This is a genomic window from Bradyrhizobium sp. USDA 4451 (assembly GCF_054822585.1).
Genome location: NZ_JBTRCH010000001.1, coordinates 7,955,549 through 7,972,687, shown reverse-complemented (window position 1 = coordinate 7,972,687; position 17,139 = coordinate 7,955,549). Strand labels below are relative to the sequence as shown.

Sequence of the window (17,139 nt, the reverse complement as noted above, 5' to 3'; positions counted from 1 at the left end):
AGTTGCGAATTCATATCCCGCTAGCCAAGCCGGGGCGCAAGGCTGGCTCGTGAAAGACAAGGCTGGTTCGTGAAAGAAGCGCCCGCTTCCCGCTGACGGCGGGCATATTCCTGCCCTGCAATCGAACCGCCGAGGTCGGGAGGTACGTGGGCGTGCCACCCGACGCAGCTTCCCTTGCGATTTTTCGGTTCTGCGAGCTTCTTTGGCTCATAAGACCGCCGCGACGATCCAGTAAATGCTGGCCCAGAGCAGCGCACCCAAGAGGAGTGCGGCCAGCGGCCATAGATTCCATCGCCGTTGCGCCTGCGAACAACGGCAATCGGCACCATAATTCCTGGCAGTGGGGTCCTTCGGTGCGCGCCAGTGAGTCATTGACCACGTGCCGCACTGGTCCGCGGGTAACGGTTGGTTTCCGGATGCATCGTGTCGTTCATAAGTTCGCAGTCTTCCTTCATGGTTCGGGTTGTCAGAGTCTTGTCTGCAGCGCCACCTCCATCCAGGTGATGCCGTTCTCATGCAATGGGCGGTTAGAGGAGGTGCTACCAACGCTGAGGGGCGCTGGGCAGCGCATCGCTCAGAACTAAACAAATAGCCAGATAAGTGGCGCCTGGACTCAGCCTGGACTCAACTGCAGCAATCAGCATGCCACGAGCGGACAGGTGCCGGCGCAGCCTTGATGCGAAGGAAGCCACGCGAGCTCGCTGCCCTTGGTCGGAGTTGCGACCTTGGTGTCCGGAAGGCGACATCGGCATCGAAAGAAGGCAGGAGCTCGCTAGCGACATTCGACAAATAGGGGTTGGGAGTTGCATTGTAGGGACGCGACAAAGGGGCAGGCGGCGGCAGCGCGATTGCAGTGCCTCAAGATAGACTAATCAGCTTCTCTGACCACTAGCTTACGAGATCTCATCAACCCATGGATGTTATCGGCATGGGGACAATGTATGCTTAACCGTCACGGCGTGACGCGAGCGCATTTCGATTTTGCTACCGCACGAATCAATTACGGTCACATAGATGACGCATTGGCACTGTTTCAGAGCCGGTGAGCAGAAAGCGGCGAATGATCGTAGGACAGGTGGTGAGGCAGCAATATCGCCCTTGCGAAGCATTGAACGAGGATAGGCGAAATATGCTGTGGTATTGCGAGCGATAATGGAATGTAGATGTCAGGCCATGTCGGAGCGCATACCAAGCATTGTGGTCGATCCGGCGGCGATGAGGTGGTGGCCCTCGACGCCTCTGTAGGATCAAGCGCATCTCCGCGAGACCTCGACGCGGCGCACGCAACGAAACATTGCTCGTTAACTGCTAAAGCTCAAGGCATACATCGTATGCTGATGCGCACGTTGTTCGGCGGTGTACACTGCAGTCGATGAGCAAGGCGCTCCGCATGGGCCTTGTGCGGTGATCGAGATGTCGGCTCCCATGACCGCCGAGCCTCCCAGAGTGGCAATTCTCAACCTATGCGCCGGGTCATTATCGAGTGGATCTTGCACGGTTTGCATTCGGGCAATAAAGGCCCCGCAAGGACTGGCAAGCGCCCTGGGCAGGGCGTCAGCGTCCAAAAAGACAGGAGAACAAGTGATGGACATCTGCGGCTTTCTCAGCAGGTGGTTCGCTGAAGAATGGTATTGGAGCGCCGTCCCAAAGAGGACGGAACATGCGCCAAGTTGTGAGTTGCAAAACAACAACGTCATCTACATCGACTTCAAGGCGGTCCACGAGGCAAAGGAGGAAACGTGCGGACGCAAATAATAGAGAGGCTGGAGGCCGGTCGCGTACAATATGGCCAGTTTGCCAGCCTTCCAGGATCAGGTCCTTGCGGCATGTTCGTTGTACAGGGACCTTGCGGCTGTGAACTGAGGATCAGCGGATTAATTCGTCCTGGTTGGGAGCATGTCGCTATCTCAACGCCGCGACGTTGTCCGAATTGGGAAGAGATGTGCTTCGTCAAAGACCTGTTCTGGGATGAAGAGGAATGCGTGATGCAGCTGCATCCCCCACACTCGCAATATGTAAATAACAGTCGGTATTGCCTGCATCTGTGGAGGCCAACTCATCGGGACATCCCAATGCCGCCATCGGGCTTTGTAGGCGTCGTTGGGCTCGGCCCATCGGAGGCGGCAATGTGGTTTGCCCGCATGAGTGCGACCGCATTATGAGGTAGGCTAAGGATTGTCCGCGTGGCAGATGAAAAGCAGTGGTCCGGCGCTGTTGTCAGCCCCACACCGCAACGGAAGGTGTCGGCTGTTGCGTTTGCCTTACGTCGCGGGCTTGCCAGCCCAGCGAAACAGGAGGTGATGATAACGCACCGGCCCGGCGAGTCCTGTGCTGGCGAATTGAGGGAACGACATCGTCAGAATCGGGCCATCGCCGCGTCAAATCTGCGTGGAGAGCCGCGCCAAACCCGAGCTCGGGATAAAATTGCATCCACCGACGACTGTGCCCGGCCACTCCGTATCCTTGAAGTCGTCGACCAGGGCGCCGGCATTTCGGCCGGGATTAGGTAGCGGAAAAGGTGGCCATCCAAGAGACGCCATGCGGCGGCTTCTCCAACCTATTCTTGCTCGTCAGCTCGTCGTCAGCTTGCCGCAATACCATTCGCAGGTAGAGCTCGCCCAGCCCCACTCGGTCCAGGCAAGCATACGCTAGAGGCACGGGACCGCCATGTTCAATCCGGTAATTGACCAAGCCGCGCGCGCCGATCAAGCGGATGAACTGAGTCAGTCGACGGATAACAGCAACTTCGAGCAAGTGCTTACGGCTCTCGCGCAGGAAGAGAGCCTGCCTCCCGAAGAGCTGTCGGATAAAATGGGGCTCTGCTGCAGCAGGCCGCATACCTCGGATGCGAACGTCCACACCCCGGTCTCATCGGACCTCACCACCTCTTCTCTGTCTTCCGGTTCAAGTTCAGCCTCTCCGGCGGAGCCGAGCCAGCCTTTGTTCCGATACAGAACTGCCGAATTATCTGGCGCCAATGTCAATGGCATCTGCGTGGGCTTGGCAGCTGAGTGGCTCCTCAATCTCGCCAGAAGTCCATCGTCTCGAATGCGCGCGCTGGTACCGGGCGCTGAAAATCATGCCTCGGCGGCAGTGCGGCAGCGACGGTATGAAGATCTCAAGGCGTTGTTGCGAAGTGACAGGGCGGGGGATTCTACCAACCTTCAGGCAAAAACCGCTATGTTGCGGGAGGCGGGATTAGATCCTGCGAACGCTCAGACTCGATATGAGTTTGGAACGTCCTCCGGAATTGCCCGGATAGTGCATGAAGTTACCCACGATCCATCGGTCTATCTGATGAGCCTGCGTTTTAAACCGCGTGACGCGCATACAATTGCGACCTCGACATCGAATGGAATGACGACCCTGTTTGATCCAAATTATGGAGAATTTGCGGTTCGGTCAGACCAGATGGGCGAGTTGTTCAAAAGTCTCGGCGACCGATACAGGAATCCCCCGAACAAGCTTCGAATATCCACGGTCGTCACGCAAAGAATGACGTGAGTGGCATATCAGGGCTCCGGAGGCCAGTCCGACGTCCTCGCCCGAATTGTCTTGCATGACGGCAACGATCGAGATCGGAAGCCGCATTGGTTTGAGGTGCCAACTCCGAAGCCATCGAAGATCGAATTTGCTGCCCACGTTCCGGTAGTGGCCTGAAGGTATCGTAGCTTGGCGCCGAGATTCACGATGGTCGCGCATGAGGTGCTGTACGTTCGCGAGATTGCCTTGCTTGCTTGGCCGATAGCTCACGCACGACAGAGCACGCCTGCCTCAAACTTAAGGGGCTGAGTCGCCCTACGCCCGGATTGCACTGCGCGGGAAGGCGCAATAACGGTGTCTGTTGAATGGTCTCGGTTGAGTTGGGGCGACCACTCGGCTCCTTGAGGCACAAGATTGAAGCCGTCTCAACCTTTCAAAAACAGGGTTAAGCTCCTGGTGTTGGCTTCAATGGCTTTGTCGACCTGCGGAGGCCGGCATGTTCGCCGGCCAGTTCTCAGCGGCGCGCGCGACCTGCTCCGAAGCGCAATCGGCTGGTCGGTAAGGTCCGTGTTTCGCAGCAAGCTATCGGATCTCGTCCAGTGAGAGCGCATGCATCCCTTTCGCGCGGGCCTATTTGATCGCTGCGCGGTCGTCCGCTTGGGCAGCATCATCTGAAACCTTGCAATGGCCGGAATGGTCGCCCGGCGTAGATCGTGACCTCGCAGTCGCCCAGGGCCGGCGCCGGTTGCCCAGCCCACAGGTCGCCGTTGCTCGTAAGGGAGTAATGGGAAAGAGCCTGTGGCGGACTCCTGCCGGCCCTGCCGAGCCGTCTGTCAGGTTCGCGACAAAATGTTGGTGGTCGACCTAAATGCAGGCCGCGGCATGGGCAGAATCAGCGATTTTGAATTGGCGCGCCGCTTGCTTCTTCACGGCGTCATCTCGACCGCTCCAGGGGCGATCCGTGAGATTGACTAAGCAGAGGTGGAGAGGGTGGCCAGGTTGCGAGCTGAGGTGAATCGACACGTGACGTGTCCAGCTAGGAGAGGGTCTAGAGGTATTCAAACAGTGTGTGACACGCTTTGAACGCCCTGGATCCGCAACCCGATGGGAGCCGTAACCTATCAAGCCGCGCGCGTATTCCCGTTGTCGTGGCGAATTATCTGGATGTCTATTCGGGTGTTTTCAGGATCGGTTCCTGGATGTCATTTGTGCAAATATGAGAAGAAGCCCAATCATCACACCGCTAAGCGTAGCGAATACGAAGCCCGCCGACGTATATATCTCACCCGTCAACTTGACGGCTAATGGCAGGGCACATCTTGGCCACGCTGCCGGCCCATTTCTCAGAATAGACGTTCTACAAAGGCACCTGAAGAGGGCAGGCCATCATGTTCGCTCCGGTCTGACGACCGACGGCTTCGAGAACCATGTTCTAGTCCGAGCAGCCCGCGAGAACATCGACCCGTCGGACTTGGCTCATGGCTTCCATGTCGGGATTGCTCATGATCTCGCCTCACTAGGGATCGTTTTCGACCATTTCGATGATCCAGCCCACGGTAAAAATCTTCAGCGGTTTTCCAATGTCAGCAACGTGCTCATGGATGCGTTATCTGCAGCAGGATCGCTGGAATTTCGCGCAGCGCGGCTACCCGTCGACGATGCTGGTTCTGCTCTGACGCCAACGGAAGAGCGTTTCTGCATTGGAGGCTGGTTTGGTGCAACCTGCCCCGTATGCGAAGCGTCCGCGGGGAGCTTCTTCTGCGAACAGTGTGGACATCATTTCGAGCCAGATGAAGCACGAAATCCGGTGTCGAGGCGGGGACGGATTGTAGAATGGACAGATAACATTTCTGCCTTTCTCTCAATTGCACGAAAGGACCAACTCGTCCGGGCGTGGGACGATGCGGCTATCGAACCTGGCTTTGTGGAGATAGGGAAGCGGTATATCGCACGCAAAGGGCAGCAAATGCGGTTGACCGTTCCTGGCCTGCATGGATTGTCCTGGAATTCGCGGCAGTTCAACACACGTCAGATCCTGTTTAGCTACTCCTCGTTGCTCTATGCTCATTCCCTCTATTGCGGGCATAAAGATGTGGAGACATCCGGCACGCCAAGTGCCTTTGCGCGCAATTCCGATACTTTCCTGATCGGCGCGACCGGCATCGACAATACAATTCCGATGCTCGTGGGAGTTACCGGATGCGCATTGGGCCAAGAGTCATTTCGTCAATTTGACCGAATTTTCTTTAATCGTTTCCTTCGGTTGAACGGATCGAAGTTCTCCACCAGCCGCGGCCACGTGATTTGGGCGGGTGAAATAGCTCAAGTGCCGGATATATCTATCGATATTCTCAGAGCATGTCTGTCGGAAATCTGCCCCGAAGAAGCGGAAACTGATCTGATCCCAAAACAACTGATTAATCGCTATAATGCAATTCTCGACAAGAGCGCTGGGGTCATCAACCGTTGCACGGACATCATCAACGCGATGCCGGCCTTCGCCGCGTGTCACGTAGATGATGCAATGATGATCACGCTGGACCGGCTGTATGACCAACAGTGCTCCGCTCTCTCGCTAGATCATCTGCGCGTATCGCACGCGTCCAGATCGGTAACCGAATGGCTCGATTGTCTTGATTCCAATCCGAACCATCAGATCGCTTACACATGGCTGATGGGCTTCAGCATACTGGGTTGGCCGCTGATGCCCAGGATAACAGAAGCTCTGTGGCACTGGCTCGGTCATGAAGGACATCCCCTCGCAGCCTGCGCGGCGAGACCCTCATCCGAACGAAGCGGAAGCGTACCAAGAATCGATGGGCGCAGCTTGACAGCCGCAGACATTGACCGGTGCCTTCCGGGAAAAGTTGCACAATGAGCGCTGCAGCGAACATTATCGCCGCCGAGAACTTGCCCGATGAAGTGCCGCTCGAGGTCTCGATTCCATTTATGCTTGGTAGCATCAACGTGGCCGCGTCGTATGGGTCGAGCTTCTTTCTCGTGGATGCTCTGCGGTCGGCTCCACAGAGCGCATCCATAGCAGGAACAGTTATTTCGACCGGTACGGTCGCGACAATACTATGTTCGCTTGTAGCTGGCCGGATCGCCGATCTATTTGGGGTGATGCGAACGATCACCCTTGCTGCCGCGGTGATGGCAATTGCAATGATCTGTTTTGCAGCGGCGCCGGCTTTTATGTTCCTCGCTTATCTCGGCGGGCTCTCGCTCGGCATTGGATGGTCAATCTTCTATATGCTGGCGCCGCTTCAAATACTGGAACGCGTGCGGCCTGCGGCTCGTGTCAAGTATCTCACCTTGCTTTCCGGATCCCAGATGCTGGGGATCGGACTTGCTGTCCCCCTGGCGCGCACCGTCGTGGAGATTTTCGGATCCTATATCGCAGCCTACTCTCTATTCGCGGCTGCATGTCTCGTTGGCGCCATGCTGCTGGAGTTGGCCGGCAGGGCACTGGCGCGCGCTCCTCAGATCAAAATGGCGACTGTTCGACTCACGTTTGAGGGCGTGCGAGAGGCCTTCAAGTCGAATACGCGATATCCGATCGTCATGATCGGCATCGGCGCATGCGTGTTTTCCGGTCTGTCCACGTTCCAGACGCTTTACGCTTCATCGCGGGGGCAATCCGCCGATACATTCTTTATAGTCTTCACGTTGACGGCTGTTTTCTTGCGCTTCGCGGCGGCGCCCGTCATCGGAAAGGTCCGGCTTGAGTGGGTCGCTGCGTTTCTCGTCGTGTGCACCATGGCGGGACTATTCTTGCTTTTTATCAATGCAAGGAGTGCGGAGATCTACATCCTCGGTACAGCGGTATTCGCCCTTGGATACGGACTTAGCTATTCGACTCTGAACGGTATGGTCGTCTTCATTGCAGGTACAGACGGGACATCATTGGCGGTTGCTTCTCAGGTCTTCACGCTATCCTACTTCGTTGGTCTATTCGGATTTCCATATATCGCCGGGCAGATCGTGAGCGTCCACAGCTTCGATGATCTGCTGATCAGCATGATGATGCTTGTCGGTGGCAATGGCATCGTTCTCGCAATTCAAGTGTTTTCAACCAGCCGGGAGCGCTAAATGGCTCGTCTCGCGGACAGTGTGATGTCGAAGCAGGGCGGCGGCCATCAGGTAACGGCAATCGGCGCAGGCCCGGCGAATCTGAGCCTGGCAGCGCTCGCGGCCCCGATTCCGGAAATTTCCTTACACATCCTGGAAAGATCGGAGGCGCCGAGTTGGCATCCAGGGTTGCTTCTAGATGGGGCTCTTATGCAAACCAGCCCCTTAAAGGACCTGGTAACGCCAGCAGATCCGACCAGTGCATATAGCTTTCTCGCCTACCTGCACGAGAAAAGACGGCTTTATCAGGCCATTGTTCGAGGAATCGCTTCGGTTGGCCGGAGCGAATTTGAAGATTATTTGAAATGGGCAGCAGAAAAGCTAGCGAACGTTCAATTCGGCGAGCAGGTTATTGCAGTCGAACTACGCGGTGATGCGTTCAGTATCGCTACCAACCGCCGCGATTATCAGACCCGTACGGCAGTGGTCGGCGTAGGCCGGGTGCCCTCTGTTCCTGACTGGAGCAGAAATGCACCGGAGAATCAGGTGTTTCACGCGAGTACCTTTCTCCTGCGACGCCGCGAGTTTCCCAACAAGCGTGTTGTTGTGGTCGGTGGGGGACAAAGCGGAGCAGAAATATTTCTTCATCTGCTAACCGGTGCATGCGGCGCGCTGGGAGCCTTGACCTGGGTCACGCGCCGCGCAAGCATATTTGCCCTCGAAGATAGCCCCTTCGTCAATGAGTGGTTCTTTCCACAGTTTGGCGCATGGTTCCTTGAGCAAACCGACGCCGCCAGAAAGCAAACCCTTGCACGGCAGGTTTTGGCGAGCGATGGCGTCAACCCATCGACACTACGCGCGATCTACAACGCACTTTACGATCGCGAGGTTGGTCGAGGTTCGTATCCCGCTCAGGTCGAAATACGCGTCGACACCATGGCTGAGGAGCTGCGTGCCACATCTCCATTTCGCCTGGGAGTGCGTCAGCAGGCCACCGGCGTCCGCGCAGAACATGTCGCTGACATTATCGTGCTGGCCACGGGCTACCGTACCGAGATCCCTCCCTTTCTGGAGCCGGTCGCAAACCGGCTTTCGATTGTGAGTGCGCCTGGTGGCTCTCGGGAGATCGTGGTCGGCAAGGAGTTCCGGGCCCGGTTTGATGGTCCCGAAAGCTGCCGCTTATACGTCCAGAATGGCGCACGATTTCAACATGGCATCGCCGACACAAATCTGAGTTTGGTTCCTTGGCGCGCCTCGACGGTGCTCAATTCGATCATTGGTCGGGTAGCTTACGATTGCGGGCCTGCAACAGGAACTCTCGAGTGGCATGGTGCGGTGCCTGAGAGCGCCCGCTGAGGATCGGCAATGCGCAGCATGTCGCGGTCCAGCTGCATGATTGGAGATACACCGTGAAGAATGCTCAGCTGATGACTTTAGGGGACGTAACGGTCTATAGCCCCGGCGTGCTGGTACAGGACGTCAAAGGGATAGATGATCCGGGGATCACCGTTCCGGTTGAATTCATCGAATTCCGCCCTCGATCCACTCGCGGTGTCGACGCCTCATTCCCATCCTTCGACCGAGATCTGGCGGATCACGAGCGGGCGCGGTCAGGTAGTGACCGACGATGGTGAGTTGGCCGTGAAGGCCGGCGATCTGGTGTTTCTGCGGCCAAATCAGACCCATCACTTGCGGAATAGTGGCAGCGAAGTTCTGAGCGCCTTCTCCATCTCCTGGAAACAAACTCAATGACTGACAAGCTCTATGACCTCGCAGTCATCGGGGCCGGCGTTATGGGCCTCAGTGCTGCCTTCATCGCAGCGAGCGATGGCCCGGGAAAAAGAATAGTCATCGTCGAACGAGATATCGTTGGATCTGGTACCAGCGGGTTTGCGCCTGGGATCCAGATCAACATCTGTCGTAACCAGAAGGAAAGGAGCCTCATCGATTGTGGTTCAAAATTCTGGCGCGGGATCTATCCTGATGGACAATGGCCCAAGGGACGAGACTGTGATGTGTTTTGGTTGACGCGCAATCCCGGCGAACTCGCGCGACAGAGCAGCGTGGGCCACCCGACCCCATCAACATCCTTTGCTCTGGCCGAGAGGTTATTATCGCTGCCACAGTTTTTGGTCCCCGACGATGTGGCCGTCCTGTTGGATCGTGGTTCGTACTGTCAAGTCGATTCCATCATTCAGGATCTGACTCAAAGGCTCAAGAGTGAAGGTGTTTCAATAAGCCAGCGTACATCAATTACAAGAATACGGAAGGGGCCACGCAATATTCTTCTCCAGACCTCTGATAACAGCGAGCTCTCGACGAAGCGGGCCATTCTTGCAATCGGGCCCTGGTTACCAGGGTCACCGTTGCGCCGGCATCTAACAGACGAATCGGGATTGCGAGTTAAGAAGGTAGTCGCGCTCCATTTGGCCGCACGGCCCACGCCGAACTGTCCAATGATCGGGCTATTCGATGACTACGCGTTCCTCATTCCCATGATCGAGCAGGGATACTGGCTGTTTAGCTTTACCTCGCAGGAATGGGATGTGAATCCGGCCTCCGATGAACTGCGGCTCAGTTCGGATGATCTCGCGCGTGCTACCGCAATTCTGGCCAAGTGGTTTTCCGCCGAAGTGCCAGCAGTGGCATCAGCACGTGTGTTCTGCGACGGCTATTCGGCGGATGGTGTCCCGTTCTCCCGTCCAGCGAAAGATATCGCAGGTTTGCATGTGATCGGGGGTGGTTCGGGCAATGGGTTTCGCTTTGGGCCGGCGTGTGCGGAAGAGGCGGTACGATCCCTATATGCTGCGGATCGGCACGACAGTACGGCGACATGAGGGGCGGCATATGCCGGATGTGATTGGTCTCAACTCCAATCTCTCTGATAATCTGTCAGATGCCGGTTATGCCAATACATCGAGATCGACCATGGTTGTTGATCTCGGCGCGATAGAATCTAACTACCGGAAGTTTCGGATGCTGGCGCCCCAAAGCGCTTGCGGCGCAGTTCTCAAGGCAGACGCCTACGGCCTTGGCGCGCTCCGCATAGCGCCGTTTCTTGCGCGGCTTGGCTGCGGGCATTTCTTCGTGGCCGATGTGGAAGAAGGCGTGGCCCTGCGCAAGGTGCTGCCTTTAGCTGCGAAAATCTACCTGCTTCATGGGGTTATGCCCGGTTCGGAGGCGGCTATCGAGCACCATGACTTGCTGCCGATCCTGAACAGCAGGGAACAGCTGGATGCATGGCTTGGGCATTGCCGCCTTCGCAACCGGTTGTTGCCCGCAGGTATCCATGTCGACACGGGCTTGTCTCGACTGGGGTTTCCCATCGATGAGCTGCAAAAAGCCGCCGAGAATGAAAGGGGGCTGTCGGAGTTGCCGGTCGTGCTGTTCATGAGCCAACTCGCCTGCGCGGAGTGGCGCAACGAAATCAGTCGGCAACAATTGTATCAGTTCCGCAAACTCACCTATCTGTTTCCCAAAGCGATCCTTTCGCTGTCGAACTCCGCGGGGCTATTTGCCGGATGTGAATTTCATTTCGACCTCATAAGGTCGGGTGGAGGAATTCTCGGCCTTTCCGTATCCGGTGATCCCGACTTCAGGCCGTCGCAAGTCGTTCGCCTGCGAACGCGAATCATTCAAAGTCGCAGAGTAAAGATCGGGGAAGCGATAGGATACCACAGGTCATACCCAGTGAAGAGACGGATGCGTGTCGCGACCGCCTCTATCGGTTATGCAGATGGGTTTCCGCGTAGTCTCAGCAATCGAGGTCATGTCTTCATATGTGGTGCCCGCGCGCCAATCGTCGGCTTCGTTTCGATGGATCTCATCAGTATCGATGTGACGGATCTGCCCGAGAGCTGGACTGCGCCGGGTACAACGGTCGACCTGATCTGCCCCGAGCAGACCGTCGCAGATGTGGCTTTGGCCGCGAATATGCTGAGCGATGAATTAACCACGGCGATCGGACAACGATGTCGCAGACTTTATGTTTCGGCCAAGCGGGATGAGATGAGGCGCCAATGAACTCCTCTGCATTCCGATCTCGCCAAGTGAATCGAGCGATCTATCTGGGCGACGAAGGTATGCGGCTCATGCGTCCGGGCTACTTCACCGCTCGGGTGCGTCAGTTCCATGAACGTGAGAGAGCCTTCTATCTTGAACTCCTGCGTTCGACCACATACCGGTTGATTATTGAGGTAGGTTGCAGTTGCTACCGCCTTGTCGGCATCAAGAACGATGACAGTGATTACCTCGGTGTCGATATCAATCCACCTCGTGCGCGAAGGTTAAAGGATGACAACGCGGCTATTGTCCGCTGCGAGGCCAACAAATTCTTTAAAAGAAGGCGTCTGGTCGATGAGATCATGCGGCGATATGACGGAAGAGTGCTTTGCATTTTGCCGTTCAATTTTCTTGGCACCATGGATCGTCCAATCGAATTTCTCACGCTAATCTGCCGGACGCCCTTTGATCTCGCGTTGTCGCTCTTTTCAACGAGCGAGGCAGCGACCGCGACGCGGCTAGAATATTATGATCTGTGCGGGATAAACGTTCAGGCTGTCGTGCGGACAGATGACTACGTCCGATTAGATTGCTCGAACGGCTTCCAGGCGTTTGCTTTCGATCCGTGTGTTCTGACGAGCCGAATATCGGCATTTGGATTCCGCTTGAATGAGGCAAAATACTTTGACGTCTGTAATTTCCTTCATTTCAGTAACGAGCAGGTATGAAGGTTATTCGCGTTCGTCTTACGAGACATGCAGAAGGGGGAGGAGGGGAGCGGCGCTTGCTTCGTCGTGGGCATCAACAGAAAAGACGAAATGCAAGTCGGTTTTGAGGATCGATTCAGTGAAGTAGGGATTGTTACGCGGATACGAGCCTTAGCAAGCGTATGCCGTTCAACGTCGTCTCAAATGCGGACGCCGCGAGCAAGCAACGGTCCAGAGCAAAAATGCTGCAGGAGCCACCCGATCGTTTTCAACGGAAAGTCCCGCGCCGCGCGATCGTGGATCCTTCGTCCGGCGGGGCGGTGAATGGAGCATCTCAAGGCTGACGCGATGCGCCATCATGAACTGGCAGCTTTGCGTGGTCGGCGGCTTGTTGTCCCTGATAAGGTCAGGTCATGCTCGAGGAGACTCGGCGCATCCGCAATGCCTGTGTGGCAGTTCGCCTTCGCTCCAGCTCGTGGCTGGACGTTAGACATATTGTACCAATTTAAGGTAATCGTCTGAGAGAACAGGGGAGCGGATGGAGCATGCCGCGTCTTGAAGAAAACTGGCCAGCGTCTGGCTGGCATGACTGCGGCGTTCGACACTTAGGCGTGTCGGCGCGCGAGAACGCACAGCAGCTAGTTCGGTGCTGACCAGATCAGCCGCCGCTGTGGCACAGTTCGAGGCAGTGAAAGTGCCAGCAGTCATGACAGCTTGTGCTAATCCCAATGTGGTGAGCCAACCTGCATAGATTAGCACGGCACCATCTGTCTCATCGAGGCCGCGGAGCTCATCAACGGCGTCCGCATGGACCGACGCCGCACCCAGAGAGACAAAAAGATCGGCTATTTCGTCGCGTGTGGCTCTGGAAAGAAGACAACGGCCAAGATGGGATAAAAGCGTCTCCGTCGGACCTTCGAAGATGCGGAGAATACGGGCGTCACGATAGATTTTAGCTAAGGGCGTCCCCTCATCGTACCCTCGGCCACCCAACAGTTGGACGCATTGATCGGCGACAAGGCCGCACCATTCGGACGACAGTACCTTCGTTGCCGATGCAAGGTGGTTATTGGGAGATCCCTGCCCAGAGACGAGTCGGCAGGATGCCGTAAGCATCGCCTTCACAACTTCGCGGCGAAGTACCATCTGCCCAAACAGCTGCTCTATGTAGCTGTTCTCAATCATGCGCAGCTTACCTAGGCGACGATGATTTGCATATGAAGCCGCGACCTGGATCGCGCGCTCAAGGGCGCCAAGGCCCATCGCAGCCACACCTATTCGGCCGCGGTTCATGCTGGATGCCGCTGCGCCCCAACCGTCTTGGTCGCGAGAAAGCACGTAAGCACGTGGCACCTCGACGTCCTGGAACTCGAGAGTATTCTGTATAATTCCACGCAAACCGAGGGTGCGATGCTCGTGCGTGACTTTAAGGCCGGGAGCCTGCCTATCAACCAGTACACCAACGAGGCGACCTTTGGCATCATGACCGGACGCTCGCGCAAAACAAACGATCCACCGGGCCCAGTCAGCGAGGCCAATCCAAATCTTACGGCCGCAGATGCGAACCTTATCTTCATGCATGAATGCCGAAGCTTCTATGTGCCTCGGGGCAGAACCTGCTCCAGGCTCCGTCAAAGCGAAAGCGCAAAGATCGCCGCGTGTTGCACCCCGTATGACCTGCTCTTGGTTTGGCAGATGCGGTGCCGCTTCGATGCAGGGCAAGGCCAGAAAGTTATGGATGACGAGGGTAGAGGCAGCGGAGACATCGAAAGATGCAGTGGCAGAGATGAGCTCGATGGCCTTTTGCAGGGAAAGAGCCAATCCGCCGCGATCTGCCGGTATGGTGAGCCCGAACAGTCCATGCCTTGCCAGCATACTATGTAGGGTCGGAGGGAATGCTCGACGGTCATCCGCGTCTGCGAAATTTAACTGACTGAGGTCATCGATCAGAGTGGAGTATAGGCTGGAAGCACGAACTCCGGCTGAGCGTTCCGGCGCCTCCTCGAAAAGGGCGCAAACTTGAGAGGACATAGCCATGCAGCCAGAATGATTGCCCCTGCGCTTTATGCCAATTATCCCTGCGGCTCGCCGGAATACACATTGGTATAGCTCGCTCGCCAGAGCCCCAGAATTTGTGCGGGGGACGCTAGGCAACAGGACGCCCGCGGAATTGCCGGTCAGAGCGCACCGTCGGTTCTGAGGACCCCTTTACTCCGCATTAGAACGTGGCGCCCGGCGTTGTCCGCTTCCCCGATGAGCGAACGACGTGCAGCAGGCTCGTGGCACCGGTCACTCCGCAGAGTTCTGCGAAGCGGGAGAGTCTTGATCAGACTGACGGTCTGCCAGACGGCGACCCGGACCGTCCCGCCGACTGGCACCGGTGATTCCCCACATCGAGCTTTACGAAGTCGGCCCGATCGATGTCGGAGCGATTTCGAACCGAGACGCTGCGCCGACCTCGCGACAGAGGGGCCCAACGTTCAGAAGCGAGTCAACCGCCGCTTTGGTGAAAAGAATATTGGCGCGCATCCAGTTCAGGCGGGGGTGTAAGGTCGGCTACGATCGCTTCTCGTTGGAAAACGTGGCGGAGATTCACATATGCTAATTGCCCAGTTTGGCCCGCTCTTTATTGTCAAGTTGCCCGTCTCTTATGCCTGAGTCAGGCAGGATGGCGGCCCCAGTACCGGCCCTTGGCCCCCAGAGGTGCTGGGGCCGTTTTCCAGAGGACGTCAAAGGGTTGGTCGGCAAGCTGCTCGTAGACCCCGAGGCCTTCCTCTCGCTCACTACGTTGCAGGTTATTGCCGCAGCATGCTGAGTAATTTGAAGACCGACGTGGAAACCGAACTTGAGGAAGACGCCGAGGCGTCTCTCGATGTCCGCGTGCGGGATTCTTGCGACTTGGCTAGTTCACGCTCGGCGCCGCGTTGCCGTGGAGGTGGCGGCTCGATTGTGACCCTCTCGAGGAGCAAAGCGGCTCATGTGGGTTTCTCGCGACCGTGTCGTCAAAGTCACCAAAACGCTTGAGCATCGGCCTATGTTCGTCGGGAGCGAGGATCCATGTACGATATCTACGTGAACGAACGGAACGACCTTCTCGTTGTTCCTCGGGGCGATTCCATTCCGCTCCATTTCAACAGGAACTGGCGGAAGAAACGCGTCGTACGGTCGGTGAGCGAGCAAATCCGCGAAGACATCCGGACGCACGGCTACCATCGGCGAAGTGTTACGGCCAGGCCGCGTATTCGGGGAGCTTGCGCGTCCTCTCAGCCACGCGCCGAAAACGCTAGCTGACAAGGTGGCTTGATCTACAAAAGAAGAGTTCATCCGCATCTTAGGTGCAGGCGGTCATAGGCCTTCATTTGCGAACCTCGGCTCTGATGGAGAGTCGAGGCTCTCGGTGCGCCAGGTCGGCGTGGGATCAAGCCGTCGTATTCGACAAGACCAACGCCGGCTTTACAGACGTCAAAGTCGTTGCGAGGTTGTTCGTTGTTCAGGCGAAGTCACGGGACGGCAAACCTCCCGTTATGCGCATTGGTCCGCATGGAATGTCTGTGTTTGAAGCAATGAACGGGACGGAAAGCAGTGAAGGCACAGCAGGGGCTGGTTCAGGTCCTGCGTCGCCAGAAGCCAAGCAATTCAATAAATCAGAACACGGGCGCGTCAAGCAATCAGCAGTCTGGGGCTCAACAATAATGAGCTGGCCGGGTCGAGAAGTGCTGACCGAGTGTCGCCAGAGGTCGGCGAGGGCGGTGGCTCGCCAATGCCGGGCCTTCGGCTCAGCTCGGGTTGCGAGGATAAGTTGGGAGCACTGGACAACACAAGACCGCTGCCCCGGCGGCTCACTGCTTTGCTTCAAAGTCGGCCGACCTTGCGCGCATTTCCATAGCGGATTGACGTGTTCACCCACGAAATGGGTGCGCGGGGCTCGAGTTTGAGTGTTTGCCCCCGGAAACGGGAGCCGATAAGCAAAATTGGAAGGTTGGGACTATGGATACCGCCGTTATAGATGTGGCAATTCTCAAGAGGATTGACACCTGTTATTTTCGGAACCCAAATTTTTTCAGATTATGCTGCTATGGGCAGGTAATTTTCATTTCGTATTTTTTCAGCCCAACGTACGGCTGCTGATTTCGGCGACCAGCGGTGTCGGCAAGCTCAATCTGGCCTCAGCGGGGAATCCCCGCTGCGGCCTCTTCATTTGTGAAACTGATGCGTCAGATTGGCGGTCTTGCGGCTGCGTTCGGTGCTCGGTTGGCTCTATGGGCTTTGGCCGTTGCTTGTACAGCCCGGACAACTGGCCGCGCCGCTTGATCTTTGATCAAGCGAACGGCTCGCAGCAGTGGAGTATCTTTGCAGCCTCTTGAGTAAGTTGTTCCTTCGCCAGAGATCCCGCGATCTGTCGAACACTCAACAGCATCAATCACATGGTAACCGGCATGAGCGCCCCACCTGGGCATCGCGCGAATGAGCTGCGATGCAGCCTGGTATGACCTGCTTTTTTTGAGGTGAGCTATGGCAGATGCATGAAGCCGTGGTTGATGCCAGGCAGGAAGGAGGCTCCTATCGTGGGATCGAGGTGATCACGGGGCAGCGTTGGCGACGGTACTGGACGGTGGAAGAGAAGGCCCAGATCATGGGGGAGAGCTTCGAGGAAGGGCTAATATTTCCGAGGTCGCTCGGCGCCATGGCGTTGTCCGTGGGCTGCGACGGTGTGGCGGCGCAAGTTCGCGACGGCAGCGAGCTTTCAGGCGCCAGGCTTCGTGCCGGTCCGGATCGCTTCCGAGAGCGGTCCGGCGACGGCAGACGAACCGGACCGGTTCGCGTCCGCGCATAAGGTGCTGCCGCAGATCGCATCGCCCCCAAGGCAAGCTTGGCG

11 protein-coding genes are annotated in these 17,139 nt (G+C 56.9%); 10 read left to right on the top strand and 1 reads right to left on the bottom strand.

The genetic code is table 11. The features are described from left to right. Positions 1-1,826 precede the first annotated feature (1,826 nt). From ACVMB0_RS37240 to ACVMB0_RS37200, 9 genes are all read left to right on the top strand, one after another. Positions 1,827-2,162, top strand: coding sequence for a DUF7694 domain-containing protein (locus tag ACVMB0_RS37240; RefSeq protein WP_461349417.1), 336 nt, complete (start codon positions 1,827-1,829; stop codon positions 2,160-2,162). A 505-nt stretch (positions 2,163-2,667) separates the two neighbouring features. Then, a complete protein-coding gene (locus tag ACVMB0_RS37235; RefSeq protein WP_461349416.1) occupies positions 2,668-3,504 on the top strand; it encodes a YopT-type cysteine protease domain-containing protein in 837 nt (278 codons plus the stop codon). 1,195 nt (positions 3,505-4,699) lie between these two features. Beyond that, positions 4,700-6,361: a class I tRNA ligase family protein gene (locus ACVMB0_RS37230; RefSeq protein ID WP_461349415.1), complete on the top strand. Its 1,662-nt coding sequence runs from the start codon at positions 4,700-4,702 to the stop codon at positions 6,359-6,361. Next, positions 6,358-7,575, top strand: coding sequence for an MFS transporter (locus tag ACVMB0_RS37225; protein WP_461349414.1), 1,218 nt, complete (start codon positions 6,358-6,360; stop codon positions 7,573-7,575). The genes ACVMB0_RS37230 and ACVMB0_RS37225 overlap by 4 nt, the downstream gene beginning before the upstream one ends. Continuing rightward, the gene (locus tag ACVMB0_RS37220) at positions 7,576-8,910 is read left to right on the top strand and encodes a lysine N(6)-hydroxylase/L-ornithine N(5)-oxygenase family protein (protein WP_461349413.1); all 1,335 of its coding nucleotides are present in this window, start codon (positions 7,576-7,578) and stop codon (positions 8,908-8,910) included. A gap of 135 nt (positions 8,911-9,045) precedes the next feature. Further along, positions 9,046-9,306, top strand: coding sequence for a cupin domain-containing protein (locus tag ACVMB0_RS37215; protein WP_461349412.1), 261 nt, complete (start codon positions 9,046-9,048; stop codon positions 9,304-9,306). Continuing rightward, positions 9,303-10,391 (top strand): NAD(P)/FAD-dependent oxidoreductase, encoded by a 1,089-nt coding sequence (locus ACVMB0_RS37210; protein WP_461349411.1) that lies wholly within the window; start codon positions 9,303-9,305, stop codon positions 10,389-10,391. The genes ACVMB0_RS37215 and ACVMB0_RS37210 overlap by 4 nt, the downstream gene beginning before the upstream one ends. Beyond that, positions 10,357-11,577: an alanine racemase gene (alr, locus tag ACVMB0_RS37205; protein WP_461349410.1), complete on the top strand. Its 1,221-nt coding sequence runs from the start codon at positions 10,357-10,359 to the stop codon at positions 11,575-11,577. Before ACVMB0_RS37210 ends, alr begins: the two co-directional genes overlap by 35 nt. Further along, the gene (locus tag ACVMB0_RS37200; protein WP_461349409.1) at positions 11,574-12,284 is read left to right on the top strand and encodes a hypothetical protein; all 711 of its coding nucleotides are present in this window, start codon (positions 11,574-11,576) and stop codon (positions 12,282-12,284) included. The genes alr and ACVMB0_RS37200 overlap by 4 nt, the downstream gene beginning before the upstream one ends. A 465-nt stretch (positions 12,285-12,749) precedes the next feature. Here ACVMB0_RS37200 and ACVMB0_RS37195 read toward each other — a convergent pair whose 3' ends face one another. Further along, positions 12,750-14,294 (bottom strand): acyl-CoA dehydrogenase family protein, encoded by a 1,545-nt coding sequence (locus ACVMB0_RS37195; protein WP_461349408.1) that lies wholly within the window; start codon positions 14,292-14,294, stop codon positions 12,750-12,752. 2,488 nt (positions 14,295-16,782) lie between these two features. Here ACVMB0_RS37195 and ACVMB0_RS37190 point away from each other — a divergent pair. After that, positions 16,783-17,097, top strand: coding sequence for a hypothetical protein (locus ACVMB0_RS37190; protein ID WP_461349407.1), 315 nt, complete (start codon positions 16,783-16,785; stop codon positions 17,095-17,097). Positions 17,098-17,139: the final 42 nt, after the last annotated feature.